This is a genomic window from Pedobacter sp. 05L430 (assembly GCF_056397585.1).
Map to the genome: position 1 here is coordinate 1 of NZ_JBFTNT010000047.1, position 24,735 is coordinate 24,735.

At 42.0% G+C, this 24,735-nt stretch carries 20 protein-coding genes; 14 read left to right on the forward strand and 6 right to left on the reverse strand.

Going from position 1 to position 24,735, the window contains the following annotated elements:
* On the forward strand, positions 1 to 1,546 hold a 1,546-nt coding region (locus tag AC1DG9_RS09885), incomplete at its 5' end, for an alpha-L-arabinofuranosidase C-terminal domain-containing protein (RefSeq protein WP_477634566.1).
* A 7-nt stretch (positions 1,547 to 1,553) separates the two neighbouring features.
* On the opposite strand, the gene AC1DG9_RS09890 is transcribed toward AC1DG9_RS09885, so the two are convergent.
* On the reverse strand, positions 1,554 to 2,264 hold the full coding sequence (locus AC1DG9_RS09890; RefSeq protein WP_337717778.1) for a LytR/AlgR family response regulator transcription factor: 711 nt from the start codon (positions 2,262 to 2,264) through the stop codon (positions 1,554 to 1,556).
* The gene (locus tag AC1DG9_RS09895; protein WP_337717776.1) at positions 2,251 to 3,279 is read right to left on the reverse strand and encodes a sensor histidine kinase; all 1,029 of its coding nucleotides are present in this window, start codon (positions 3,277 to 3,279) and stop codon (positions 2,251 to 2,253) included. The genes AC1DG9_RS09890 and AC1DG9_RS09895 overlap by 14 nt, the downstream gene beginning before the upstream one ends.
* Before the next feature lie 134 nt (positions 3,280 to 3,413).
* On the opposite strand from AC1DG9_RS09895, the gene AC1DG9_RS09900 reads away from it, so the two are divergent.
* On the forward strand, positions 3,414 to 5,585 hold the full coding sequence (locus AC1DG9_RS09900) for an outer membrane beta-barrel protein (protein ID WP_477634567.1): 2,172 nt from the start codon (positions 3,414 to 3,416) through the stop codon (positions 5,583 to 5,585).
* Positions 5,586 to 5,661: 76 nt separating this feature from the next.
* On the opposite strand, the gene AC1DG9_RS09905 is transcribed toward AC1DG9_RS09900, so the two are convergent.
* Positions 5,662 to 7,269 carry a discoidin domain-containing protein gene (locus tag AC1DG9_RS09905; protein WP_477634568.1) on the reverse strand — a complete coding sequence of 536 codons (1,608 nt, stop codon included), beginning with the start codon at positions 7,267 to 7,269 and terminating at the stop codon, positions 5,662 to 5,664.
* Positions 7,270 to 7,574: 305 nt separating this feature from the next.
* Here AC1DG9_RS09905 and AC1DG9_RS09910 point away from each other — a divergent pair, with 305 nt between their 5' ends.
* The 7 genes from AC1DG9_RS09910 (at position 7,575) to AC1DG9_RS09940 (ending at position 20,510) form a co-directional block, all read left to right on the forward strand.
* Positions 7,575 to 8,117 carry an RNA polymerase sigma factor gene (locus tag AC1DG9_RS09910; protein ID WP_337717771.1) on the forward strand — a complete coding sequence of 181 codons (543 nt, stop codon included), beginning with the start codon at positions 7,575 to 7,577 and terminating at the stop codon, positions 8,115 to 8,117.
* 43 nt (positions 8,118 to 8,160) lie between these two features.
* Positions 8,161 to 9,285: a FecR family protein gene (locus AC1DG9_RS09915; RefSeq protein ID WP_337717769.1), complete on the forward strand. Its 1,125-nt coding sequence runs from the start codon at positions 8,161 to 8,163 to the stop codon at positions 9,283 to 9,285.
* 75 nt (positions 9,286 to 9,360) lie between these two features.
* On the forward strand, positions 9,361 to 12,693 hold the full coding sequence (locus tag AC1DG9_RS09920; protein WP_337717766.1) for a TonB-dependent receptor: 3,333 nt from the start codon (positions 9,361 to 9,363) through the stop codon (positions 12,691 to 12,693).
* Positions 12,694 to 12,704: 11 nt separating this feature from the next.
* Positions 12,705 to 14,387 (forward strand): RagB/SusD family nutrient uptake outer membrane protein, encoded by a 1,683-nt coding sequence (locus AC1DG9_RS09925; protein WP_337717764.1) that lies wholly within the window; start codon positions 12,705 to 12,707, stop codon positions 14,385 to 14,387.
* A gap of 2 nt (positions 14,388 to 14,389) precedes the next feature.
* The gene (locus AC1DG9_RS09930; protein WP_288883039.1) at positions 14,390 to 16,393 is read left to right on the forward strand and encodes an FAD-dependent oxidoreductase; all 2,004 of its coding nucleotides are present in this window, start codon (positions 14,390 to 14,392) and stop codon (positions 16,391 to 16,393) included.
* A gap of 114 nt (positions 16,394 to 16,507) precedes the next feature.
* Positions 16,508 to 19,807, forward strand: a complete 3,300-nt coding sequence (locus AC1DG9_RS09935) for a glycosyl hydrolase (RefSeq protein WP_477634569.1) — start codon at positions 16,508 to 16,510, stop codon at positions 19,805 to 19,807.
* Positions 19,808 to 19,898: 91 nt separating this feature from the next.
* Positions 19,899 to 20,510 carry a dihydrofolate reductase family protein gene (locus tag AC1DG9_RS09940; protein ID WP_288883036.1) on the forward strand — a complete coding sequence of 204 codons (612 nt, stop codon included), beginning with the start codon at positions 19,899 to 19,901 and terminating at the stop codon, positions 20,508 to 20,510.
* Between the two features lie 2 nt (positions 20,511 to 20,512).
* On the opposite strand, the gene AC1DG9_RS09945 is transcribed toward AC1DG9_RS09940, so the two are convergent.
* Positions 20,513 to 20,872, reverse strand: a complete 360-nt coding sequence (locus AC1DG9_RS09945; RefSeq protein ID WP_048905970.1) for a hypothetical protein — start codon at positions 20,870 to 20,872, stop codon at positions 20,513 to 20,515.
* A 172-nt stretch (positions 20,873 to 21,044) separates the two neighbouring features.
* Between AC1DG9_RS09945 and AC1DG9_RS09950 the strand changes: the two genes are divergently transcribed.
* The 5 genes from AC1DG9_RS09950 to AC1DG9_RS09970 all read left to right on the forward strand — a co-directional run bounded on the left by AC1DG9_RS09950 (position 21,045) and on the right by AC1DG9_RS09970 (position 23,847).
* Complete coding sequence (locus AC1DG9_RS09950; protein ID WP_477612361.1) at positions 21,045 to 21,185, forward strand: PLDc N-terminal domain-containing protein; 141 nt, start codon at positions 21,045 to 21,047, stop codon at positions 21,183 to 21,185.
* Between the two features lie 174 nt (positions 21,186 to 21,359).
* Positions 21,360 to 21,812, forward strand: coding sequence for a hypothetical protein (locus tag AC1DG9_RS09955; protein WP_048905968.1), 453 nt, complete (start codon positions 21,360 to 21,362; stop codon positions 21,810 to 21,812).
* A gap of 7 nt (positions 21,813 to 21,819) precedes the next feature.
* Positions 21,820 to 22,473, forward strand: coding sequence for a hypothetical protein (locus AC1DG9_RS09960; protein WP_288883033.1), 654 nt, complete (start codon positions 21,820 to 21,822; stop codon positions 22,471 to 22,473).
* On the forward strand, positions 22,461 to 23,237 hold the full coding sequence (locus AC1DG9_RS09965) for a sensor histidine kinase (RefSeq protein ID WP_294875256.1): 777 nt from the start codon (positions 22,461 to 22,463) through the stop codon (positions 23,235 to 23,237). Before AC1DG9_RS09960 ends, AC1DG9_RS09965 begins: the two co-directional genes overlap by 13 nt.
* The gene (locus AC1DG9_RS09970; RefSeq protein ID WP_288883031.1) at positions 23,230 to 23,847 is read left to right on the forward strand and encodes a response regulator transcription factor; all 618 of its coding nucleotides are present in this window, start codon (positions 23,230 to 23,232) and stop codon (positions 23,845 to 23,847) included. Before AC1DG9_RS09965 ends, AC1DG9_RS09970 begins: the two co-directional genes overlap by 8 nt.
* Here the strand turns inward: AC1DG9_RS09970 and AC1DG9_RS09975 are convergent.
* The gene (locus AC1DG9_RS09975) at positions 23,844 to 24,338 is read right to left on the reverse strand and encodes a GNAT family N-acetyltransferase (protein WP_337717761.1); all 495 of its coding nucleotides are present in this window, start codon (positions 24,336 to 24,338) and stop codon (positions 23,844 to 23,846) included. The genes AC1DG9_RS09970 and AC1DG9_RS09975 overlap by 4 nt on opposite strands.
* Positions 24,339 to 24,341: 3 nt before the next feature.
* Positions 24,342 to 24,735, reverse strand: a 394-nt coding sequence (locus tag AC1DG9_RS09980) for a MarR family winged helix-turn-helix transcriptional regulator (protein WP_477634570.1), incomplete at its 5' end; no start/stop codon positions are given.

Here is a 24,735-nt window from a genome sequence, read left to right on the forward strand (position 1 = left end):
AGTAGGAGTAGCCAACAGGAGTTTAAACCGTTGGGGTATTGCATTGCGTAAAGGGCAAACTTTTCAGGGAAGGGTATACCTAAAGGCAGAAAAACTAAGCGGCCCTGTAAGTATCGCGCTTGAAAGTGCTGATGGCAGCAAAACATATGCAATCAAAAAATTAAACGGTATAGGTGCCAACTGGAAGAAGTATGCATTTACATTGACCTCTGGCACCGCAGATAAAAATGCCAGATTGGCTATCTATATTTCTTCAAAGGGTAAACTTTGGATAGATCAGGCAGTACTTATGGGCACTGGTAAAGATCAGTTTAAAGGCTTGCCAATCCGGGCCGATATTGGCAATATGCTGGTGTCGCAAGGGCTAACCTTTTTGCGTTATGCCGGAACTATGGTGAATTCCCCGGAATACAGGTTCAAAAAAATGATTGGCGATCCCGACAAACGACCCCCATATCGAGGCCACTGGAATTGGTATACCACCAACGGTTTTGGGATAGAAGAGTTTCTTAAGTTTTGTGAAGCAACAGCCATAACACCTTGTTTTGCCATAAACATCTATGAAACACCGGAGGATGCGGCTGATATGGTAGAATACCTTAATGGAAATGTGAATACAGAATGGGGGGCAAAGCGTGCCAAAAACGGACATCCAAAACCTTATGGAGTAAAATATATAGAGATCGGGAATGAGGAGGTTATTTTTAATGGCGATAACAAAAAAGCATATGAGGAATATGTAGCACGCTTTAATCTCTTGTATGCAGCCATGAAAAAGAAAGATAGTTCTTTAAAATTCGTGCATGCAGCCTGGTGGCGCCCTGAATCGCCTAATATGGAGTACGTATTCAGGGAACTTAACGGCAAGGCCGATTATTGGGATCTCCATGTAGGTGGTGATGATCCAAAGGCAGGTCTGGATACGGATAAGCAACTTGCAGATATGCAACGTATGTTTAAGCAATGGGATCCGGCAACCCAAATGAAAGTTGCCGTTTTTGAAGAGAATGGGAGCAAACATGGTATTCAGCGCGCCTTGGGGCATGCTACTAATCTGAATGCAATCCGCAGACATAATGAATTTGTACTAACTTCAAGTCCCGCCAACGCACTGCAACCTTATCAGCAGAATGACAATGATTGGGATCAGGGTCAGATTTTCTTTACCGCGGGCAAGGCGTGGGGGATGCCCCCATTTTATGCACAGAAGATGCAGGTAGAGAATTATTTACCCTTACGTGTTTTAAGTAAAGTAGAAGGTGCTCTGGATGTAACAGCAGCGCGTAGCGAAGATGAAAAGACCTTGGCATTACACATTGTAAATATCAGTGCTGAGGCCATTACTACTGCAATTGAGCTTAACGGATTTGAAGGTAGAAATCCAGAGACCGAAGTTTATGTGTTGTCGGGTAAACTTACTTCAAAGAATACACCTTCCGAACCTGAACGGTATAAAACAGTAAGCTCAAAGGTAAATCTAAGTGGAGACGCACCTAAATATAGCTTCCCGGCACATTCTTACACCATTTTAAAATTTAAGAGATAAGCAGACTTTAACTTTTAAGCCCCAACTTCTTATTTACCACATCCTTATAGGTTTCGCCAATTGGCAGGTAGTTCTTATCGATCACAATCCTGCCTCGCTCTACAAAATCAATATGGCTGGTGTTAATGATATACGACTTGTGTATCCTTAAGAAAAGATGTTGGGGAAGGATCAATTCAATGTGTTTCATGCGCTCCAATGAAAGCACTCTGCCTCCAGAGGTATGAAAACTGATGTAATCGCCCAGGCCTTCAATGTAGTGGATCGATGAAAACAAGATTTTCTGCAGCCTGTGCTCAACCTTAATAAAAATATGGTCAGGTTCCATCGCCTCCGGAGCGTTTAAATTCATTCGTTTCTTAGCCTTGTTTACTGCAATCAAAAATCTTTCAAAAGTGATGGGCTTCATTAAGTAATCAATTGCATCGTATTCGAAGCCAGTTAAGGCATATTCCGGATAGGCTGTTGTGAGGAGGACCTTTGTTTGTCTCTGACGAATGATATTCATTACCTCGATACCCGTAAGGTTGGGCATTTGAATGTCCAGGAAGATCAGGTCGACGTTGCCGTTATGAATGAGATCGACAGCTGCTGTCGGGTCTGTGGTTTTCAATATCAGTTCAAGGCCGTTTGTACGCATTACATAATCTGCCAGTAACTTAACGGCATGGATCTCATCATCGAGGACTATGCAGTGCAGGATGTTACCATTCTTCATTGTTCAGTTCAAGTTTAACTGTAAATTGATGTTCATTGTCTCTGATATCCAATTTGTAACACCCTTTAAAAAGCAGTTCAAGTCTCTTCGTTACGTTGCCTATTCCAATCCCTCCGGTAAAATCCTTGCTTTTACTCGCTTTGGTATTGATACATGAAAATATCAGCTCAGCACCAGCCATATTGATGTCTATCCATAGCCATTCTTTATTTTCCGAGACATCTCCATGTTTAAAGGCATTTTCTATAAAGGGGATTAGCAATAAGGGCGGCACCTTCATTTCTTTTACATTACCAGTTACCTTCATATTAACGGCAACAGGGTTTTCAAAACGTAATTGCTGAAGGGAGATGTATTTCTCAATGTAACTGATCTCCTGCTCCAGTTCTATTTTTTCACTGCTGTCGTAGAGCATATACCTCAGCAATTCCGAAAGTCCTGCTATTGCCGGTAAGGCTTGCTCGGATTTGTGGTAAACAAGGGAATAAATTGTATTGAGGTTGTTGAATAGAAAATGCGGGTTGACCTGTGAGCGAAGGAATGAAAGCTCTGATGTGCGGTTCTGCAGTTCTAATTCTTTTTGCTCTAATTCCTTCTGCCGGGTGTACCTTATAAAATAGAATACCATTGCAAAAATGGTGTTTAACACATAAATGAGTATGTTATTTCTAAAAAAGAGGCTTAATCTTACAGGGTCAAGAGATAGTGCTATAGTTACCACATAGCTGATAAATAGACAAACCATAAAACAAACGCTTATAATAAGCGCCATGGTAATCGTTAGCTGCATATACTTCCGTGTAGGGTAGTACTTATACATTACCAGATAGGTCGACAACACGAACAGGAATGAGATACTCATATCTGTTACCATACTTAGCAATTGCACTGTGAAACTACGTTCATCTACCAGCGTCCACTTCCCATGGAGTAAGCCTGGTAGGTGCCCACTCACATGAACTAGCATGTAAAAAATAATAAAGGCACCCAACAGAAGCCATAGATTTTTCTTCATACTCAAAAATACACTATTTAGCTCATCAGAATATGCCCCTTTTTAAGCGTTTGTCGAGGACATCGCCTTGTTCACCGATTAGTCTTTTCCTGAAAGCCCTGGGGAGCTAATTTGGTTGAAACTTAATGCTAATTATGATGAAAATTTTTCTATTACTCTGTCTAATCGCAACTTCTTCCTTGGCTCAAACAACGGACCTTAAAGAAGTAAAAATTACCACCCGTAAAAAGGCTATAGAGCGTAAAATTGACCGCACTGTAGTAAATGTTGATGGCCTTATTAACGTTGCTGGCACCAATGCATTTGAGCTCTTAGGCAGGCTGCCTGGCCTAAGGGTTACCGAAGAAGGTACAATTAACCTGATGGGTAAGGGAGCTACGGTTTATTTTGATGGCAAATTAACGTATTTGTCGGGCGCCGATCTGATGTCTTATTTAAAAACAATGGGAACAGATCAGCTGGATAAGGTCGAGCTGATACCCAATCCTCCAGCCAGGTACGATGCAGCGGGTAGTGGTGGCGTTATCAATATCTTAACAAAAAAAAGCAAACAGGAGGGGTTCAATACCGGTATAACTTTAAACGGCGGAAAGGGTATTTACAGAAAAGTAAATGGCTCCTTCAATTTTAACTATCGCATAAACAAACTAAACCTTTTCACAAATGTAGGGGCAGGTRACCCTAAAGATTTCCAGAATTCCTCGGCAACCCGAAGCTTTAAAAATGAGACAGGGAGCTTAACTTCAATACTGGAACAGCAAGGCGAAATACTTTACAACAGGCACAACAGTAATGTAAAAGTAGGAGTCGATTATTACCTGAACAAAAGAACCACCATTGGTTTTATTTTCAATGGGCTAAGGAATCGGGTTAACGAACATGGAGGGATTAAAAATTTAATGATGAATGGCAATCGTGAATTGGACTCTATGGTAAACTCCAGTCATAGCGTAAACAACCTGTTCAGGAACGGTACGATGAATTTAAATATGCTGCACCAGTTCGATAGTACAGGAACCGAGCTCAGTATGGATGTCGATTACACACACTACAATTCCACCAACAACCAGCTTTTTGGCAACAATAGTTACAATGCCTCTGGTCAGGCATTGGGCTTAGAGCGCATCAGGGGGGATCTTCCAAGAACAATAGATATCTTTTCGGCCCGGGCGGATTATTCATTCTCATTAAAAAATAATTACAAACTCAGTGCGGGTCTAAAATCAAGCTTTATAAAAACAGATAATCAGGCCAACTACTTTTCTGGCGCTGCTGAACTGGAACAACCAGATTACAATAGAACAAACGCATTCCTATATCGAGAAAACATCAATGCCTTATATGTCGAGGGGTACCGTGAATTTGGTAAGCTTGGTGTTAAGGTGGGGCTTAGGACGGAACATACCAGTTCCAAAGGGCATCAGCTGGGGAACATACAAAAATCCGATTCATCCTTTGTAAGGAATTACTTCAATGCTTTTCCGTCATTCTTCCTTTCCTATAAGCCCGATTCTACAAACCAGAATCAGTTCTTTTTAAGCTATGGAAAACGCATCAACAGACCTGCTTATGATCAGCTGAATCCTTTTCTTATGGTAGTGCAAAAGTATAATCAGGAGTCTGGTAATCCATTTCTTAGTCCCGAGTTTACCAATAATATTCAGCTCACTCATGTATTTAAAGATAAACTGACCACCAACGTTTATTATTCATTTATGTCCAATACCAGCAGCCCTGTTATCAAAGCCATTAATGATGTATATATCAAGAGACCAGAAAACGTCGGATCTGTTATCATAACAGGATTAATGCTTTCGTATAATCAGGATATTTTCAAATGGTGGAATGCCGATTTTACGGTCAATCCTGAGCGGGTACATTTACAATCCGAGTTCAATGGGATTACTGTAGATACAGCTGTGGTTATGCAGTCGTTTAACTGGTATAACCGCTTTTCTTTAGGCAAAACCTGGAGTGCCGAACTTGCTTTTGACTGGGGAGGCCGAAATTATTCCAATCAGGTAACAACTTTTGGGCTAGCGGGCATTAGAGCAGGAGTTAAAAAGCAACTGTTTTCAGGTAATGGTTCAATAGGGGTTAATGGCAGCGATTTATTCTATTCAGCCATACGCAAAGGCAGTATCCATAATGTAGCTGGTTCCAGTGCTATATTTAGAAACAGGCAGGATACCAGAACAGTTATATTTTCTTTCAGTTATAGGATCAGCAAAAATGCCAAGAACAACAAGCGCTTAAGAGACCGTAATGGCGCCTGGGATGAACAGGACAGGATTAAAGGCTTGTAAGTCTGCGGCCTAAAATAACAAGGGGGTGTTCAAAAAGTATGAACGCCCCCTGTTACTATTAACTAACCTTCCCTAATTAGTACAATCCCAACTCGGCTAAAGCTGCAAACTGTAATCCGTCATGCGCAGAATTGGCGATGACCTTTATGTATTTGAAAGTCTTTGYACTTCCAAAATCAAAGTATTGAGGCCCGTCTGCGTTTGCGGCAACATAGTTGTTTACCGAAGTAAAATTAATGCCATCAGTGCTGGTCAGTACCTCGAAATTCTTAACCGCACGGCTCAAACCACTACGTTGAGTTAAACTAAGGCCGCTTGCAGTTTTAGAAGATCCCAGGTTGATCACCACATTATGAGGGTAGGAGGTTGCTGAACTTGACCAGCGCGAATGCCAGTAAGTACTTCCACTTCCATCAATCAGTGTACTGGCCCTGCCATTTACGGCACCCTCACCGCTTGTTTCCTCAGAACTGAATGAAGCAATGCTCCAGCCTGTTTTACTAAGCTCGTTTCTGGTACTGAAATTTAAAACAGGAATCCCACCTGCAAATGTATAGCTATAGATCTGTTGAGTAACAGTGCCATTGTCGTGTACCAGTTTAACTTTTAATTCATAAGGAATCCCATCTGCCTTTTCTACCAGATCGGCAATAGGCATCACTACCCTAAAGCTGTCGGTACCTATTTTTTTCGATTCCCAGCCGATGGCGTTGTAATCGTGGTTCACACCTGTACCCTCGTTGTTCACGTTAGGATCATTAAAATAGAGAATACTCGTTACATTGCCGGTCGACGTAAATTTACCTGATACTATAATCGAAGATTGGGCGCTGGAATAGCTTGCATGTATTTTATTGATACTCGATGTTACTGAGCCATAATATGTATTGCTATTGTTGTTAAATACCTGATTGGTATTTAAAACCGCCGCATCAACAGCAGTTAAAAAAGTAGGGCTTTTACCTAGGGTACCATTGCCCGCCCACATTAAAGCCATACCTAGCGTAGCATCTTCCGAAACCTTTTGCCTGTTATGTGGCAGGTTCAGTCCGTGGCCTAATTCATGAATCATACCGCCAAACCATACACTGAATCGATTGCCGACAGCGTCCGTTTTGCCAAGATTCTGGATATCCATTTCTTCATAGTCCAATGCATAACACCACCTGCCGGTACCATAAAAAGGACCCCCGTTAGGCGTGCCATTGGCACCAATGGAATATCTTGGTATAATGATTAGCGTATGGTCGCTTGTATTGTCGGCCGGGTGAGCAGCAAAGTAAGCATTCACTTCACTAGCTACCGCTCCCGAGCCACCTGAATATGGATAGCCGCTTTTAGGTAAGCTACCTCTTATCGTAATGATCTTTACGCCATCTGAACCGTCATTGGCAAGGCCGAAAGTTTTATAACCATAGCCATTACGGTTCATTTCCTGTTTGTACCATTCCTGGGTCCACAATAACAGGTCGCTCAATCTTTTTTGATAGCCGGCCAATGTATCCAGGTCGCTGGGTACAAAGTAAACGATGTTTACATTTCGGGTTTGGGTAATAATTTCAGCGGTGGAGTCATGAACCGACAAATTTTTTTCTTCTGATTGGATGTGTTCTGCCTTCTTACATGAAAATGTGAATAGAATACTGCAAAAAACGCACGCTAATAAAAGATTACTTTTTTTCATAAAATTTGGTTAAGGATGAATTGATATGAAAAAGTAATAAAGTATCCAGCAATGTTGTAAGTMAAGGTGTTACAACTGCTGCGCAAGYGTTTGATAAAGGCTTTAAAGCCAGATGTCTCAACAGAATGTCCCTGATTTGGTTGAAATTAAGTCCGGGAATTTCCAAATAACATTTCCCTGTTTGAAATTTCTTTGCAAAGAATTAACTAAAAACGCTTCTGCATACCGAAAATTTATGCAAACGTTTGTGTGAAATTTTGATATTATTCATTTGAACTTATATCTTTAGTTTACCTGAGTTCATAATGGAAGATGAAGACCAAATATTACTGGAACAACTTAAAGGCGGAGATTACACCGCTTATGAGCTGATTTTTAAGAAATATTATAAGGTTCTTTCCACTAAAGCATATTTTATGCTGGAGGATGATATGGAGGCCGAGGACCTGGTTCAGAACCTTTTCATCGCTATCTGGCAGAAAAAGCTTTTCCTGTCCATCAATACCTCAATAAAGGCTTATTTGCTACGCTCAGTTCACAATCGTTGCTTAACAGTTCTCAGAGATAAGAAGGTATCTGAGCGTAAGCTTAACGCGTATACAGAAGAACAAAGCTGGCAGGGAGAAGAGGATCAGGAAACAAATCAGGAAAACGATTACCAGGGAAAGTTTGATCTCATATTTGAACAACTGCCAACTCAGCGCCAAAAGGCATTTAAGCTGGTATATCTGGAAGATAAAAAATATAAGGAAGCAGCAGAGGAAATGGGCCTCTCTGTAAACTCCATAAAAACCCATTTAAAACTGGCTGTAAAGGCCCTGCAGAAAAAACTCATTAATTTTAAATGAAATATTCACCTGATAATCGCTTAATTGCGTCTAATGTGTAGTAATGGAGTATAACGAGGAATATATACAAGGTCTTTTATTTGAAAAGATAGCTGGAACGATCAGTGAACAGGATAACCTTGTTGCGGAGCATGCCATTGCAAGCCACGCCGAAGTGCGAAAGTTCTGGGAGGTATTGAAAGCTAAAATGGGAAGCCCCAAAGCAGCAGCATTCCTGTCCGGACTCAATCCTGATCAGGCCTGGGAAAAGACAAGCGAAAGCCTACACCAGCAACCTGGTTCATTTTTCAGCAGAAACAGATGGGCCTTAAGTGGTATTGCTGCAATGCTGGCCATTACCCTTCCACTTGCATGGTATTTTAACTCCACCAATCAAACCCAAACATCACTTCAGAACCAGGCATTTAAAGAAGTATACCTTAAAACGGATCAGGGAAAAGCGGTCGATCTTTCCAACAATAAGCAGATTAAATTAGGCCAAACCCAAATCAATACCAAACAAAAGGAGCTAAGCTATAACGCCGGTAATGCCGATAGTCAGGAATGGGCGACACTATTTGTTCCGGTTACTAAAGACTATAAAATTAAACTGTCAGATGGTACCACAGTGTGGATGAACGCTGCATCCAGTCTGCGTTTCCCTTTCCAGTTCGGAAAACAAACAAGAGAGGTTTATTTAACCGGAGAGGCCTATTTCGAAGTGGCAAAGAACCCTCAACAAGAATTTATAGTACATACTTCTTATGCTGATGTGCATGTGCATGGAACTTCTTTTAATGTAAATGCATATACCGCTCAAAATTTCACTGCAGCGCTAGTGGAGGGGGCTGTGTCGGCTAAAAAAGATAACCAGGTTATTAAATTAAAACCTGGAGAGGAAGCCGTAATCGGAAAAGAGCATCTGGAGGTCAAAACATTTGATGCGCAAGAAGTACTTTCCTGGCGAAACGGTACTTATTCCTTCCATAACCAACCACTATCCCAGATCTCGCAGGTCTTAAATCGCTGGTTTGATGTAAAAATTGCCTGGCAAACACCAGCAGTTTCCCAGCAGACCTTTACTGGCGAAATTGACAAAAACCTGCCCCTGGATGTAGTAATCAGTAATTTGAAACTTACTTCAGGTATGCAAGCCGAGCTAAAAAATGGAATATTGACCTTTAGGTAATATTTTTTAAAACACCATTCACCCATTCGGGTAAAAGCTGCGTCTTAGAGCAAACCTTATATAAACTTTAAATGTATGCTTAAAAAACTAACCCGATTAGGCCGGCTATCTTTGCCGGTTATTTTGATCTTGTTTATTTTATTGCCAGTTCGTGCAAATACGCAAGGCATCAGCAAGATCAGCCTCAAAGGCAAGAACATTACCATTGCCACATTATTTAAAACCATTAAAAAACAAACTGGTTTAACCGTATTCTACAGTAATAAACTGTTGGACGATACCGAAAAAATCACTGTCGACTTTAATCAGACCGAACTGGCAGAAGTATTAAACTCCACGCTTAAAAGCAAAGGGCTTAGCTGGGTAGTTAAAGAAAAGTACATTGTACTGCAAAAAGCGGTCGCACCAGCTGTTCCTGTCGATAATAAAGCAGACCAGGGCGCGGTGAACAATGCACGTCAAAAAATCGGAGGAACGGTAACCGATGCTTCGGGAATGGCAATGCCGGGAGTAGGCGTAAAAATTAAAGAAACCAATGCCGGAACTGTTACTGATCAGAATGGGCGTTATTCAATTGAAGCTAATAGCGGAAACACCTTACTGTTTTCCTACGTTGGTTATACTTCACAGGAAATTCTTGTGGGTAATCAGACCAGTATCAATGTAAAACTGCAGACCGACGATACTGATTTGACAGAAGTTGTGGTGGTTGGTTATGGAACACAGAAAAAAGTGAACTTAACAGGCGCAGTTTCTATGGTTACCGGAAAGGATCTTGCTGCACGTCCGATGGGACAAACCTCAGCTGCGCTGCAAGGGATGGCGCCTGGCGTTACCATCAGGCAAAGTTCCGGAAGGCCAGGTGGCGATGGTGGACAAATTCGTGTCCGCGGCATAGGTACTATGGGCGATCCCAATCCACTAGTAATGATCGATGGAATCGAAGGTTCGATCAATAATATAGATCCCAATTTAATCGAATCCATTTCTATTCTTAAAGACGCTGCATCATCGTCAATTTATGGTTCCAGAGCGGCGAATGGAGTGGTTTTAGTCACAACCAAGCGGGCAAATGCCGATCAGATCAGCATCTCTTACAACAATTATATTGGCTGGCAAGATGCAACAAATTTGCCGAAGCTGGTAAATGCCCTCGATTATATGCTGTTAATTAACGAAGCATATGCTAATACCGGCCGTACCCCTCTTTATTCAGATGCGCTAATCCAAAAGTATAGAGAACAAAATGGTGTCAGTTCTGATCTATATCCTAATACGGATTGGCAAAAAGAAACATTAACAGGTTCCGGATTACAACAAAGTCATTTTCTAACCATACAGGGCGGTACGCAAAAGGTAAAGCTATTGGGATCTTTCGGGCTTCTCGATCAGAAAGGTATCATTGAAAATTCAGGTTTCAAACGTTATACCATACGCAACAACGCTGACATCACTTTTTCTGATAAACTGAAAGCCAGAGTGGATCTTCAATTCGTAAATGCTATCACTACCGAACCTGCGGCAACCTCGGACCCTAATGCTTCTGCCTCAGGCGAGATATTCCAGTGGATGAACGGAATTCCAGCAAATCAGATTGGCATTACTGAAAATGGCCAGTGGGGAGTGGGATGGAACGGTGTCAACCCCATATCGGCAACCAGAGATGGGGGGACAAACAGGCAGAGAGCACCATTTGGTAGTATCAATGCCACTTTAAATTATAAACCTGTAGAGTGGTTGGAGGCAGAGGCAGCTTATTCACCAAAATACGCACTTTCATCTGTCAAAAATTTCAGGAAAGCGATCCAGTCATATTTACCCAATGGCACACGTAGTTTCCTTACCCCCGCCTTAACCTCACTAACACAAAAGCAGGACCAATCATTTTTTAACAACATGAGGGCTACCATCACAGCAAGCAAGAATTTTGGTGATCACGACCTGAAATTTTTAGTCGGTGGGTCTCGGGAAGATTTTTATACCGAATCACTAAATGGTTTCCGCGATACTTATATACTTCCCCAATACCCGGTACTTAACAGCGGCTCGGCTTTAAATCAAACCGCAACCGGAGCTGCCGAAGAATGGGCACTGCAATCATTATTCAGCAGATTGAATTATACTTACAAAGGAAAATACCTGTTCGAGATCAATGCACGCTATGATGGTTCCTCTCGCTTTTCAACAGGCAACAAATATGGTTTCTTTCCATCTGCGTCAGCAGGATGGAGAATTTCGGAAGAGAACTTCTTCGGCGGACTAAAGAATACCATTAACGAAGCCAAACTCAGGCTTTCCTGGGGTAGGCTTGGTAATCAACTCATTGGTACCTATCCGTTCACCACCGCACTGGCATTGGAATCTACTGCTTTAGGCAAGCAGATCGTAAATACGGCAACCTTGAATGCCATGGCCAATAAAAATATTTCCTGGGAATCCACCGAAGAAAAGAACATTGGTATAGATCTGACCCTTTTTAGCAGACTGAACGTTACAGCTGATTATTACCAAAGGCGTACAAGAGATATTCTCCTGTCACTCGATATTCCCTTGATTATTGGCTTAGATGCTCCTTTTCAAAATGCAGGAATTGTTGATAACAAAGGCTGGGAGTTGGGTGTAAACTACAAGGGGAACGTCAAAGATTTCAACTATAATGTGAGTTTTAATCTGTCTGATGTGAAAAATACCGTGATCGATATGAAAGGCATCAATCAGGCTGCCAGGCTCCAGGTAAATCGAGAAGGTTATTCAATTGGTTCACTTTTTGGCTACGAAGCACAAGGTTTTTTTTCATCTGATGCGGAGGTGGCTGCTCACGCTAAACAGTTCGGTACGGTTAAGGCGGGTGACATCAAATATAAAGATCAAAATGGCGACGGCCTGATTACCGAAAGTGATAAGATCATCATAGGTAGTGTTATTCCCAGATTCACTTTTGCTTCCAATATTGGTGCATCCTACAAAGGCATCGATTTTTCGATGTTGATACAAGGCGTAGGTAAAGCCAATGGTTATGTGAACGGGCCTGGCGTTTTGCCCTTTAATGTAGGTGGAGCGCTTGGGGGAACGATTCGAGAGGAAAATAAAGATCGCTGGTCGCCGGAGAACCCAGGCGCTAAATATCCAAGACTCGCTTTTGGTGAATCGAACAATGAGCAGGCTTCCAGTTTCTGGATGAGGGATGCGTCTTATTTACGTGTAAAAAATATCCAGATCGGTTACACCCTGCCAGCTAATGTTATCAAAAAACTGAGTATAAACCGCCTCAGGGTATTTGCAAATGGTTCAAATGTGGCCTCGTTCGATCGCTTTCTTAACGGATACGATGTAGAAGCACCAATTGGTTCAGGAAGTGTCTATCCCCAGGTTAAACTATACAGCTTTGGTTTAGAAGCTACATTTTAAATACGAAACAGATGAAAACAAATATATACCTAATTATGTTAGCTGTTGTTTTGGTAACAGTTACACCATCATGTCAAAAGGGATACCTGGATAAAAGTCCCTTGTCAGGTCCATCAGATGAAACTTTTTTCGCCAACCAGGATGAACTTATTCTCGCTGTTAATGGTTTGTATAAATATGCAGCTTATGCTCCACTTGATGGGATGCCACTTAACCTCAGTATCGATGATGGAACAGATATCGGTTGGGACCGCAACAATAGTGCCTTACAGAGTATTGGAAAAGGTAACCAGGACAGTAACAATACTTATGCCTTAGAAATATGGAAACAAGCCTATAGAGTAATCGCTAAGTGTAATTTTATTCTGGATAATCTTGATAAAGTAAAAGACAAAACTACTCCGGCTATATTTAACCGGTCAAAAGCTGAAGCCCGTTTTATCCGCGCGTATACTTATCAGTACCTTATTGATTACTTTGGTGGTGTACCATTGGTTACTAAAATGTTAACCCTCGAAGAATCCCAGATCCCAAAAACGGCTAAAGCTGAACTGGCAGATTTTATTATCAAAGAGCTGACCGAAGCCGCCCTGGATTTGCCAAATAGTTATACAGGCGCCGATGTTGGTCGTGCTACAAAAGGGGCAGCACTATCCATTAAAGCCCGAACTGCACTAAATAATAGCAAATGGCAGGATGCTGCCGACGCTGCCAAAGCGGTAATGGACCTAAAGACCTATACACTGCACAACGATTTTGGGGCTTTGTTTAGTTATGCGGGACAAAATTCCAACGAGATCATCTGGGCATTTCAATACCTTCGTGCGTCAAAGACCAAAACTCATGCTACTCCAACTGCACTTCTGTCCAGGAATGGACAAGGTTTCTCAAACAAAGTACCCTCACAATCCCTGGTAGATGCGTATCCATGTACCGATGGATTGAATATTGATGAATCACCACTTTTTGATCCTAAGGTTCCGTACAAGAACCGCGATCCCAGACTTGGTTTTACCATCGCATTGCCCGGATCAATATATTTCAATTACCAATTCGAAACGCATAGAGACAGTTTAAAATGCTGGAATTACGATACCACACCAGCAACACGGGTCGATAATCAGGAAGCCATCAATGCCTTCGCAACCTTTACCGGCTATTGCTGGCGAAAATATGTAGACCTGGCTGATAAACCAGATCGTTCAAATTCAGAACTCAACGTAATCCAGATACGCTATGCCGAAATCCTGTTGATTTATGCCGAAGCTAAAAACGAGCTCAATCAGTTAGATCAATCTGCTTATGACGCCATTAATCTGGTAAGACAACGCCCTAGTGTAAACATGCCAGCCATTGCATCGGGTAAATCACAAACCGAGTTTCGCAGTCTGGTGCACAAAGAACGACTTTATGAGTTAGCAATGGAAGGTTTCAGACAAACTGACCTGCGCAGATGGAATATCGCTGAGAAAGCCATGACCGGAAACTTCTACGGAAGGGTGCAAAGAGGTCTGGTTGCAGCGGCGCCACAAATAGATGAGAATGGTTTAGCAGATTACACAAATGTACCTAACCGTGCCGATTTGAGGGTAATAGAAATACGCACCTTCAATAAAAATAGAGATTACCTATGGCCAATCCCTAATATAGAGGTGGTTACCAATTCTAAATTAATTCAAAACCCTAATTACTAGTTATGAAAAATCTTTTTCTTTACCTGCTGATACCCGTCCTGACCGTCGCCTCGCTGAAGCCTGCACTAGCGCAGCAACCTGCAAAAACAGATTATGACATCTGTATCTATGGAGGAACGTCCTCTGGTGTAATTGCTGCTTATACAGCCGCAAAGCTTGGCAAAACGGTACTTTTAATAGAGCCCGGAAAACACCTGGGCGGGATGAGCTCCGGTGGCCTTGGCCTTACTGATATCGGTAATAAATATGCCATCAGCGGCTTAGCGCTCGATTTCTATAGGAGAATAGGGCAGCACTATGGTAAATTTGAACAATGGGTATTTGAACCTCATGTTGCCGAAAACCTGTTTCAAGATTATATTAAAAGAGCCAAAGTTGAGGTGCTATACCAAAATCGCCTGACAACGGTTGCCAAAACCGGAAACATCATCAGCGAAATCACGCTCGAGAGTTCAACCAAAACAGCGCCAGACAATAAGGTTAAAGCCAAAATGTTTATCGATTGTTCTTATGAAGGTGATTTGATGGCAAAGGCAGGTGTGTCCTATACGGTGGGGAGAGAAGCAAATGATTTGTACAAAGAAACCTTTAATGGCGTTCAGTTCATGAAAGGACATCAGATGCTGGATGGGATAGATCCCTACAAAACTCCGGGTGATGCTTCAAGCGGATTGGTTTGGGGAATTAATCCGGGTGTGCTTGAAAAAGATGGAACAGGAGATAAAAAAGTTCAGGCTTATAACTTTAGAATCTGCTTAACTAAAAATAAGGATAACCAGATTCCAATTACCAAACCGGAAAACTATCAGCCAGAGAAATACGAATTGCTGATCAGGCAAATGGAAAAACGACCATGGAAATCCCTGCAAGATGGCTTTATCTGGAGTGGCATGCCCAATGAAAAAACCGATATCAACAACAGAAATGGTTTCTCTACTGATATGATAGGTATGAACTGGGAATATCCAGATGCGGACTATCAGAAAAGGGCCGAAATATGGAAGGCGCACGTTGATTATACCAAAGGCCTGCTCTATTTTGTAGGTAATGATCCCCGTGTTCCTGAACACATCAGGACTGAGCTTAACCTATGGGGATATCCTAAAGATGAGTATACTGATATGGGAAACTGGTCGCACCAGCTTTACATCAGAGAAGCCAGAAGGATGGTCGGAGAGTTGGTCATGACCCAGCACCATTGTCAGGGAAAGGAAATTGTTAAAGATGGGGTAGGAATGGCTGCTTATGGCATGGACTCTCACAATTGCGACAGACAGGTAATCAACGGCATGGTAAAAAACGAAGGCAATGTGGAAGAGCACGGCTTCGGACCCTATCCAATTTCTTACCGTGCAATTATCCCTAAAGAAAGCGAAGTGGGCAACCTTCTGATTCCGGTTTGCCTTTCTGCAAGTCATATTGCCTACGGTTCTATCCGCATGGAGCCTGTGTTTATGGTACTTGGACAATCTGCTGCGGTAGCTGCGGCAAAAGCTATAGACAATAAGCAGACCGTACAGAAAGTAGATGTTTCACAGATCCAGGCTCAGCTAAAAAGAAATCCACTGGAAGATGGCAGTGCACCTGAAATTCTGGTAGACAACAGTGACGCAAGCAAAGTCGTGAAAAAAGGAGACTGGACTGTTAATACGCACGGTGGTTATGGACCTGATTATTTTCTTGCAGACTCTACTTCTTCAAGTCCAAAATCAATCAGATACAAGCCAGAGATTTCTAAAAAAGGAAAGTACGAACTGTATACTTATTATCCGAAATTAAAAAATGCTGCTGCGGTTACTGTCATCAACGTTCATGATGGCACTAGCACCAAGGAGGTTTTGATAAAAGATGCAGAGGTTAAAGTAGTGGGCCAAACCTCAGGTGAATGGGTTAGTTTAGGTACATACTCCTTAAGCTCTGGTAATAAGGCCTATGTAGAGATCTCAGCAAAAGGATCAGAAGGCGCTGTAGTAGCAGATGCGTTGCTGCTTGTGCCTGTAAAGTGAAGTATAAAGCAGGGTGTAGCCTAAAATAGGCTTCACCCTGCTTTATTACGCTTACCGACAGTGCATGATGGTTATCAGGTAAATGTTCCCTAACTTGGTTTTGATTTAAACCAAATGTATAACAGACCAATCCTGACCACACAAAACGTGAAATATATTCTAGGAATCCTTCTTTCCATTACTTATTCAATTTCTGCAACCGCTCAATTGGCAAAGGTGCCCTTCGTGCCTTCACAACAAGAGATCAACCGTCCATTTGGCAAGCAAGATGAGTCCTCTTTTCTCAAACCCTCAAAAGTTTACTACCCAGAAACCTGGTTCCATTACATTGGCGGTAACGTATCAAAAGAAGGAATCACCAGGGATCTGGAAGCAATAGCAAGGTCCGGTATTTCCGGGATCCAGTTATTTCACGGGCAGTTTGGTGGTCAATGGCCAGGCGTTAGCCCACAAATTACCAGTCTTAGTGCCCATTGGGACGATGCAGTAAAGCATACCGCTCAGGAATGCCGCCGTTTGGGACTCAGGTTTTCTATGAACAACTGTCCGGGATGGGCCACTTCCGGAGGTCCATGGATTACACCTGCCAATGCAATGCGGAACCTGATCTGGAACCGAACTGATGTAGTTGGCGGCAAAACCATCAATCAGGTATTGCCAATACCAGAGCCAAGTACCGAGGAGTGGAGAGATTATAAAGACATTACCGTACTTGCTTTCCCAACACCTGTTGGAGATACCGGAAAGCCACTTATACCTCAATCTGTTAACAGCAATACCAGCTTTAAATGGGAACCCTATTTTGCGGGAGAAGCCAAAGATCCTATCCGCCTGGCACCGGCAGCACCTGCCAAACCTTATTGGGTAGAGGTCGAATTTCCAGATGCCACTGCACTTCGCAGTGTAGAATTTTCATGTGTTCAGGCCTTTAATCATGGTCAATCTTACGAGCCGGGGGTAGCAATAGCGATACAGGGAATTTTGGCCGACGGTAAAATAAAAGACATCCTGCGTGCAGAAATGCCACAGGCAAACTGGCAGGACGACCGCCCAATTACCTTCGCTTGCTCAGAACTTGCCGGCGTAAAAAAATACCGCATTTCTATTTCCAATAAATACGACATGGCGCTTAGTTCCCTTCGTCTGTTTTCTGCCGCACGCAAAAACAGCTGGGAATCGGAAGCCGCCTGGACATTAAGGAGCCTTGACCGTGCTGGTCAGAACCCTAAACAATCACCAGAAGCATTTGTTAAGCCCGATCAGATCCTTGATATTTCGGATAAGATGGCTGCCGACGGAAACTTAAACTGGCAGGCACCCAAAGGCAATTGGACAATCCTGCGCCTGGGTCATGTTAATTCCGGAAAGAGAAATGGACCGGCACCTGCCGAAGGAACCGGATGGGAAGCAAACAAGTTTTCCAAATCAGGCGCTGATGCACATTTTGCAGGTTACATAGGCCGACTTTCGGGCGCAAATGGACCACTCGCCGGAGGGCTGCTAAATGGTATGCTCATCGATAGCTGGGAATGTCATACTCAGAGCTGGACCCAGGATATGGAACCCGAATTTAAACGTGTTTCCAGTTATCAGCTTCGCAAATGGCTGCCTGCTTTATTTGGCTATGTGATTAAAGATCATGAAACCACTGCACGCTTTTTGACCGACTGGCGCAAAACCCTTAATGACCTGTTAACCAATAATTATTATGGTCGCATGTCCTCGCTGGCAAAAGAAAATGGATTATCCGTAACCTACGAAACCGGCCCCGGAGATGTAGTACCTGCCGATATCATGGAGTATTTCAAATTTGCAGATGTACCTATGTGCGAGTTCTGGCAACCCATGAGCGATGGATTTGTCGGCTCTATCAACTTCAAGCCAATCAAGCCAACGGCTTCTGCGGCAAGGATGTATGGGAAACCACGTGTAGCGGCAGAGTCGTTTACAAACATATCACTCAGCTGGGACGAACATCTGGATATGCTCAAAGAGGTCGCCAACATAAACAGTGTGCAAGGGGTTAGCCATTATGTATTTCATACTTACACACATAACCCACAAACTCCTTTTCTGGCTCCTGGCAGTTCATTTGGAGCAGGAATTGGTACGCCATTCTTAAKGGGACAAACCTGGTGGCAATATATGCCTGATTTCACAGATTACTTATCGAGGTGCACATATATGCTCGAAAGAGGCAAGCCAGTGTCTGATGTGCTGTGGTATCTTGGAGATGAAACCAATCATAAACCGGATCAGAATGCGGCTTTCCCGGAAGGATACAAATACGATTATTGTAACCCCGATGTGTTGTTGAACCGACTGAAAGTAGAAAATGGGATGGTAGTAACTCCGGAAGGCATTCGCTACCGGGTATTGTGGTTGCCGGATGCGCCACGTATGTTGCCTCAAACACTGGAAAAAATACAGTCGCTTGTACGTAATGGCGCAACGGTTGTGGGTAATGCACCTGAAGGACTTGCTACACTAACCGGTGGGGATGCAGCAAAACAACGTTTTAATGCTGCGGTAAAGGATCTGTGGGGTGGAGCTGGCAAAGGTTTAAGAAAGGTTGGTAAGGGACATGTTATTTCAGACATGACGATCGATCAGGCATTGATCACATTAAAGATCGCACCCGATGTAACCGGAGGGGATGCCTTATGGGCACACCGGAGTATCGAGGGGGCAGACTGGTATTTCGTGACTGCGCCAAAAGGCAAGGGATTTAGTGGTGAATTGAGTTTCCGGGCAAAAGGAGAGGTAGAACTGTGGGATCCGGTTACCGGCACTTCCAAACCTGCCGAAAGCCAGCCTAATGCTGATCGCACAACTGTTAAACTTAATCTGGCACAGGGAGGTTCATGCTTTGTGGTTTTCAGGAAAAAAGAAAGCACAGGAGTCGCAGTTAAATTTAAAGCAACCGAAGCAGTGGCTACCCTGCCGATCTCAGGATTATGGAAGCTCGCCTTCCCTACAGGATGGGGTGCTCCTGAAGCGCTTGAGATAACTGAACTAAAGCCTTGGAAGGACCTTGATATTTCAGCAGAAGGAAAAGCATTTTCGGGAACAGCAACCTATACAACCACATTCAATATAGATAAAACAGCACCTGACCTGGAGTATGTCCTCGATTTAGGGAAAGTTGATATGGCTGCGGTTGTAAGCTTAAATGGTAAAGAAGTTGGCAAATTATGGGCCGCACCGTATCGAATCAATTTAAAGGATTTCATTAAACAGGGACAAAATACGCTGAGTGTGCAGGTAACGAGCACCTGGTTCAATCGTCTGGCTTTTGATGCAGGGCAACCTGAAGACAAGCGTAAAACGTGGACTATAGCAGGGCCGGGCAAAGGTTCGGCTTTACGTGTATCGGGTCTACTGGGGCCTGTAAAACTTGATGTCCAAAAGTAAATTGTCACAAACACCCCTGTATTTTGTCCTTATCGTCCCTTATTGGCAATGACTATTCGCGTTAACTTTGTTTTAATCAAATGTGGATACCATGAGGAAAATAATTGCTTGTCTGTTTTTAACAATGGACGGGGTGATCCAATCACCAGGAAGTAGGGATGAAGATCCTAAGAATAACTTTAAATGGGGAGGATGGTCATTCCCTCACTGGGATGATATTATGAACCAGTCAATGGCTAAAATCACCGCTGAGCCTTATGATTTGCTATTGGGAAGACGTACATATGAAATTTTTGCTGCGTTTTGGCCACATCAACAAAATGATCCTACTTCTGAAACGTTTAACAAGGTTGAGAAATATGTAGTGGCTACCACTAAAGTGGACACCTCCTGGGTAAACACTTCTCTTATTACAGGTAATGTRGTACAGGAACTGGAAAAACTCAAAGCATCAGATGGCCCTGATTTGCTGATTTATGGAAGTGCCGGCCTGTGTCAGACTTTATTTGAACACCATCTGATTGATGTGCTGCATACCTGGACATTTCCTGTTACCTTAGGTAGCGGTCAGCGGCTTTTTGAAGAGGGTACGCAGCCAGAGCAGTGGAAGCTTGCAGATGCTATTGTGTCTTCTACGGGCGTCATCATGGCAAACTATTCTCCTGATGGGGATGTAAAAACAGGTTCTATGTCCGGTGGTTAGTGCTACAGCATATTGCCGTTAGCCACTAACTTGTATTTTAACGCGCCTTCAGCATACAGGTAGTATCCATCTTTTGCGCGCACTGTTTCAAATTCTCCAAAGGGTAATTTCAGATGCTTATTGTTAGCAGAATAACCTCCGGTAATAACATTGGCGGTCCATTTCTTTGAATCCTTAAATTCATAGATTTCAACTTTATCTGCACTAAATTGGCAAATCGTTTCCATATATTCATCATTGCCGATGGCAAGCCTAATCAAACGGAATTGTTTTCCTTCTAAAGAAACAGGGATGGGCTTGATACATCCTGCCAAAAAAATGCTGCAGAATGCAAAGTAGAGGAGCGTTTTTCTAAATGGCATAATACTAATGTACCAAATTATTAATCTTCTTAACAAAAGTTATTAGCCGCATATTTCGCGGTGATTGACTAAGCTAATTGCCGCAAATCTTACCGTCGCTAGAAAATTACTTTAAAACTGGTATATTAGAGATATGGGATACGCTCTACTATTTTTAATCCTGATTGGTTACATGATTTATGGCATTGTTAGTGTAATTAAGAACAAACAATTGAACCGTGCTGAAAAAACCGTGTGGATTATTATAATTGTTTTCTTACCTGTTTTAGGTGCGTCAATGTATTTAAGGGGTACTTTTGTGGCACGACATTGAGCCAAACACAAAATTCTTTCATTGAAAAAACTATATAAGATTCAGGGACAACTATCGAAACACGACAATAAATTAAGGTGCATTTATCACAATACCCCTAGAGAGGTATTGTTACAGTGGATAGGGAATATCAAATTTGACTATAACAATTAACAACCATATCTAATTATTAACATGGAAACTCAAACCAACTCACCACAAGTAGCTGCAAATTTAGATGTTTGCGAAACCTATCCACAGGATTTGATCAACGCAGGGAACCCCATTTCCGAAGCAAGGGCAAGAGAAAGCATCGGCTATTATCTTGCTGCCACAACCGGACCGAATGATCCTGAACATATTTTTGGTTTTGAATATGGACTGAACACACTCCGTACCTTTATGGAACAAATTGATGACTATAATAAAAACGCAGGAGAGAAAATCGTTGCTGTGCGAATTTATCATGCCGTATCGATTCGTCCTAATGATGCTTCCAAAACCCCTAGAAGAGATGAAATTTTAATACCGGTTCTTGAAAGTGGTAATGATTTGTATAAAGTGGCACCAATAGTTGGCCCCCCAATTATCGTTGGCGACACAAGACCATGCCCAAATCAATGTAAATTAACGCTCTTAACAGAATAAATCACTAATGCCGGATCTTAGAGACACTATTTTTTTTATCTCATCGATATCAGATGTCTCTGAGATCCTGCCTTTAACCGCATGGTTGTTTGTTGCTCAAAAAAAAATGCCTTACACGTTGCTGGGTATATTATTTCTTATCTCCTCGATATTAAAAATATACTCATTGATCACTGCAGAACTGCATATTAATAATATGCCGGTATTTCACCTGCTAGCTTTAGTAGAAATTGCGCTTGTTTATTGCTTTTACAACCAATTGATTTTTAGAAGAATTCATTGGCTGGGGTTAATCGCAATAACACTAGTAAACGTCTTAAATACACTTTTTTTACAGGATATCCATAGCTTCAATTCGCTTGCCTGGGCATTTAACATGATCTTGCTTATTGTGCTGGGACTAATGTACTTTTATAAGATCTATAATGACGACGATGACTATACACCCTTAAACGAAAGGCCAGCCTTTATCATTACCTCCGGTTGGTTAATTTATGCGTCCGGTGCACTTTTTACGTATTTGCTGGGCACAGAAATATTATCTGGCACACCTGATGGATTTTATAAGAATGCCTGGGTTTTTCAATGTATTTCAAATATTCTTAAAAATGTTATCATAGGGTATGGTTTCTGGTTAATTGGGAAAAAATGTCTAACCTGATCTATCTTCTGCTGGGCACATCATCAATGGTACTCATGATGGTGGCAATTATCTGGTTTGTTTTCGCATTCCAGCGAAAACTTGCGGCCAAAGCAAAAGCCTATAAAGAAATTGAAGAATTGATGCAAAAGCAGGAACTTAAGTCGGCATATGTGCTTATAGAGGCGCAGGAGCAGGAACGAAAGCGGATAGCTGCAGAATTACATGATAATGTAGGTAGTTTACTTGCTACCTTAAAGATTTACAGCGATTTATCGGTTACTCATGCTGATCCGGATTACATCAAAGAATTGAACGGAAAAATGAATGTAATAGCAGAGGATCTGGGTCTGGAAATCAGGAAACTTTCGCATAAACTAGACCTTAGGGCTTTGTCTGGCTTCGGATTAAAAGCTGCACTGCTACAACTCGCCGAAGCTATAAATGAATCAGGCAAGCTGAAGGTACTAGCAGTTATCGATATAGCAAGTCCACTGCCCGAAGAAATATCTTTGCAACTGTACAGGATCATTCAGGAACTATTTACGAATACCTTAAAACATGCCATGGCAAGTGAGGCGAGAATTGAAATTACGGTAATAGATCGTGATGTTACCTTGATTTATGAGGATAATGGAAAAGGCTTTGATATCAACGATCAGGCATCAATGGGAATGGGAATAAGCAATATCAAATCAAGAGTGAGCCACATTAACGGGAAACTCACTTTCGACTCTTTGTCTAATGGAATTACTTACATTATAGAAATCACAAACTATGGATGAGCTATTGATTTACATTGCAGATGATCATGCTATTTTTGTGGAGGGGCTTAGTGAAATACTAAAAGCGCAGCCTCATCTTAAAATCATAGGAACGGCAACTGATGGCCAGGAACTGGTTGAGTTAATGTTGCAGAGAAAGGCCGATTTGGTAATTCTGGATATAAATATGCCAAAGCTTAATGGAATTCAGTGTACAGAATGGATCAAAAAAAATAGCCCTAAAACAAAGGTGGTTATATTAACCATGTTTCCTGAAAAGTCATATATAGACCAATTGATTAAGGCAGGGGCCGATGGTTGTCTCTTAAAAAGCCGGGGAAGCAAGGATCTGTTAGAGGCCATAGAGCGGGTAATCGACAGTAAATCTTATTTTGATAGCATTACTGATTTTATTAATCCAATTGAGCATTTACCTTATCACATAAGTGAAAGGGAAATTGAAATTATACGCCTGGTTGTAAATGGGCTTACAAGTGCCGAAATAGCAGGTAAACTGTTCATTTCAGAACATACAGTAAAAACTCATCGAAAAAACATCTTCAGAAAAATGGGTATCAATAGCACAGGTCAGCTGGCTACATTTGCTATCAATAACGGGCTGATTGCTTAAAAAGCCAGGTCGTAACGTTGTTCAACAAGCGGTTTGCCAAAATCATTTGAAGGCTTTTCTTCTGTTAACCTAAACCCAAATTTTTTGTAAAGGTGATGAGCTGCCGGTAAATGATCAGTTGTCCACAAATAGGCATGTTTATATTTACGTTCTTTTGCAAAATCCATAAAAAGCTGCATAAGTGTGTTGCCCAGGCCCAATCCCCGACATTCAGGCTCAAAATAGAAATAGCGCAACTGGGCGGTACCGTTTTCACGGTGCATCAATAGCATAAAACCTACTATCTTATGCCCCTGTTCGCATATCCATGCCCGATCGAGCTCGGGATCATGATTTTTATAAAATTCGTGCAAGCCTGCACCAACGTAAGATTCAAAGTTTACGCCATAATTGTACTCTTCACCATATATCTTGCCATGCCTGTACATTACATATCCCAGATCACCTGGTCTTATTTCTGTGCGGATGGTAATGTCCTGTGTCTTTTCCATTTCTTATTTACTAATTTTTGAAAGAATATTTTGGATGGCCTCCATGTGCGAGATCAGTTTATTAACCTCTTGATCATTAAGATTTTCCATGATGTCTGCAATTTGATTGTCACTGGCCTTATTGAGTTTTTCATACTCCTTTGCACCTGTAGCCGACAATGCAATCAGTTGCACTCTGGCATCTGCATGATCTGATGTTTTTTCTATCAGGCCTTTTTTCTCAAAGCTTAGCAATACCCTGCTTAAATAGCYTTTGTCCATGTCTAGTAGCTCAGTGATTGTTTTGGCATTGATTTTTTTAGCGTGATAGATCTCATACATTACCCTTACTTCTGGTAGTGTAAATTTGCTGTCAAGTAGGAATTTGTCAAGCAAGCCAATCACTTTGGTATAAAAC

Excerpts from the sequence above, each read along its gene's own strand:
- AC1DG9_RS09960 (WP_288883033.1), top strand. The coding sequence starts at position 21,820 with ATGCCGGATCTTAGAGACACTATTTTTTTTATCTCATCGATATCAGAT.
- AC1DG9_RS09925 (WP_337717764.1), top strand. The coding sequence starts at position 12,705 with ATGAAAACAAATATATACCTAATTATGTTAGCTGTTGTTTTGGTAACA.
- AC1DG9_RS09930 (WP_288883039.1), top strand. The coding sequence starts at position 14,390 with ATGAAAAATCTTTTTCTTTACCTGCTGATACCCGTCCTGACCGTCGCC.
- AC1DG9_RS09965 (WP_294875256.1), top strand. The coding sequence starts at position 22,461 with ATGTCTAACCTGATCTATCTTCTGCTGGGCACATCATCAATGGTACTC.
- AC1DG9_RS09910 (WP_337717771.1), top strand. The coding sequence starts at position 7,575 with ATGGAAGATGAAGACCAAATATTACTGGAACAACTTAAAGGCGGAGAT.
- AC1DG9_RS09920 (WP_337717766.1), top strand. The coding sequence starts at position 9,361 with ATGCTTAAAAAACTAACCCGATTAGGCCGGCTATCTTTGCCGGTTATT.
- AC1DG9_RS09950 (WP_477612361.1), top strand. The coding sequence starts at position 21,045 with ATGATTTATGGCATTGTTAGTGTAATTAAGAACAAACAATTGAACCGT.
- AC1DG9_RS09890 (WP_337717778.1), bottom strand. The coding sequence starts at position 2,264 with ATGAAGAATGGTAACATCCTGCACTGCATAGTCCTCGATGATGAGATC.
- AC1DG9_RS09975 (WP_337717761.1), bottom strand. The coding sequence starts at position 24,338 with ATGGAAAAGACACAGGACATTACCATCCGCACAGAAATAAGACCAGGT.
- AC1DG9_RS09895 (WP_337717776.1), bottom strand. The coding sequence starts at position 3,279 with ATGAAGAAAAATCTATGGCTTCTGTTGGGTGCCTTTATTATTTTTTAC.
- AC1DG9_RS09945 (WP_048905970.1), bottom strand. The coding sequence starts at position 20,872 with ATGCCATTTAGAAAAACGCTCCTCTACTTTGCATTCTGCAGCATTTTT.
- AC1DG9_RS09955 (WP_048905968.1), top strand. The coding sequence starts at position 21,360 with ATGGAAACTCAAACCAACTCACCACAAGTAGCTGCAAATTTAGATGTT.
- AC1DG9_RS09915 (WP_337717769.1), top strand. The coding sequence starts at position 8,161 with ATGGAGTATAACGAGGAATATATACAAGGTCTTTTATTTGAAAAGATA.
- AC1DG9_RS09970 (WP_288883031.1), top strand. The coding sequence starts at position 23,230 with ATGGATGAGCTATTGATTTACATTGCAGATGATCATGCTATTTTTGTG.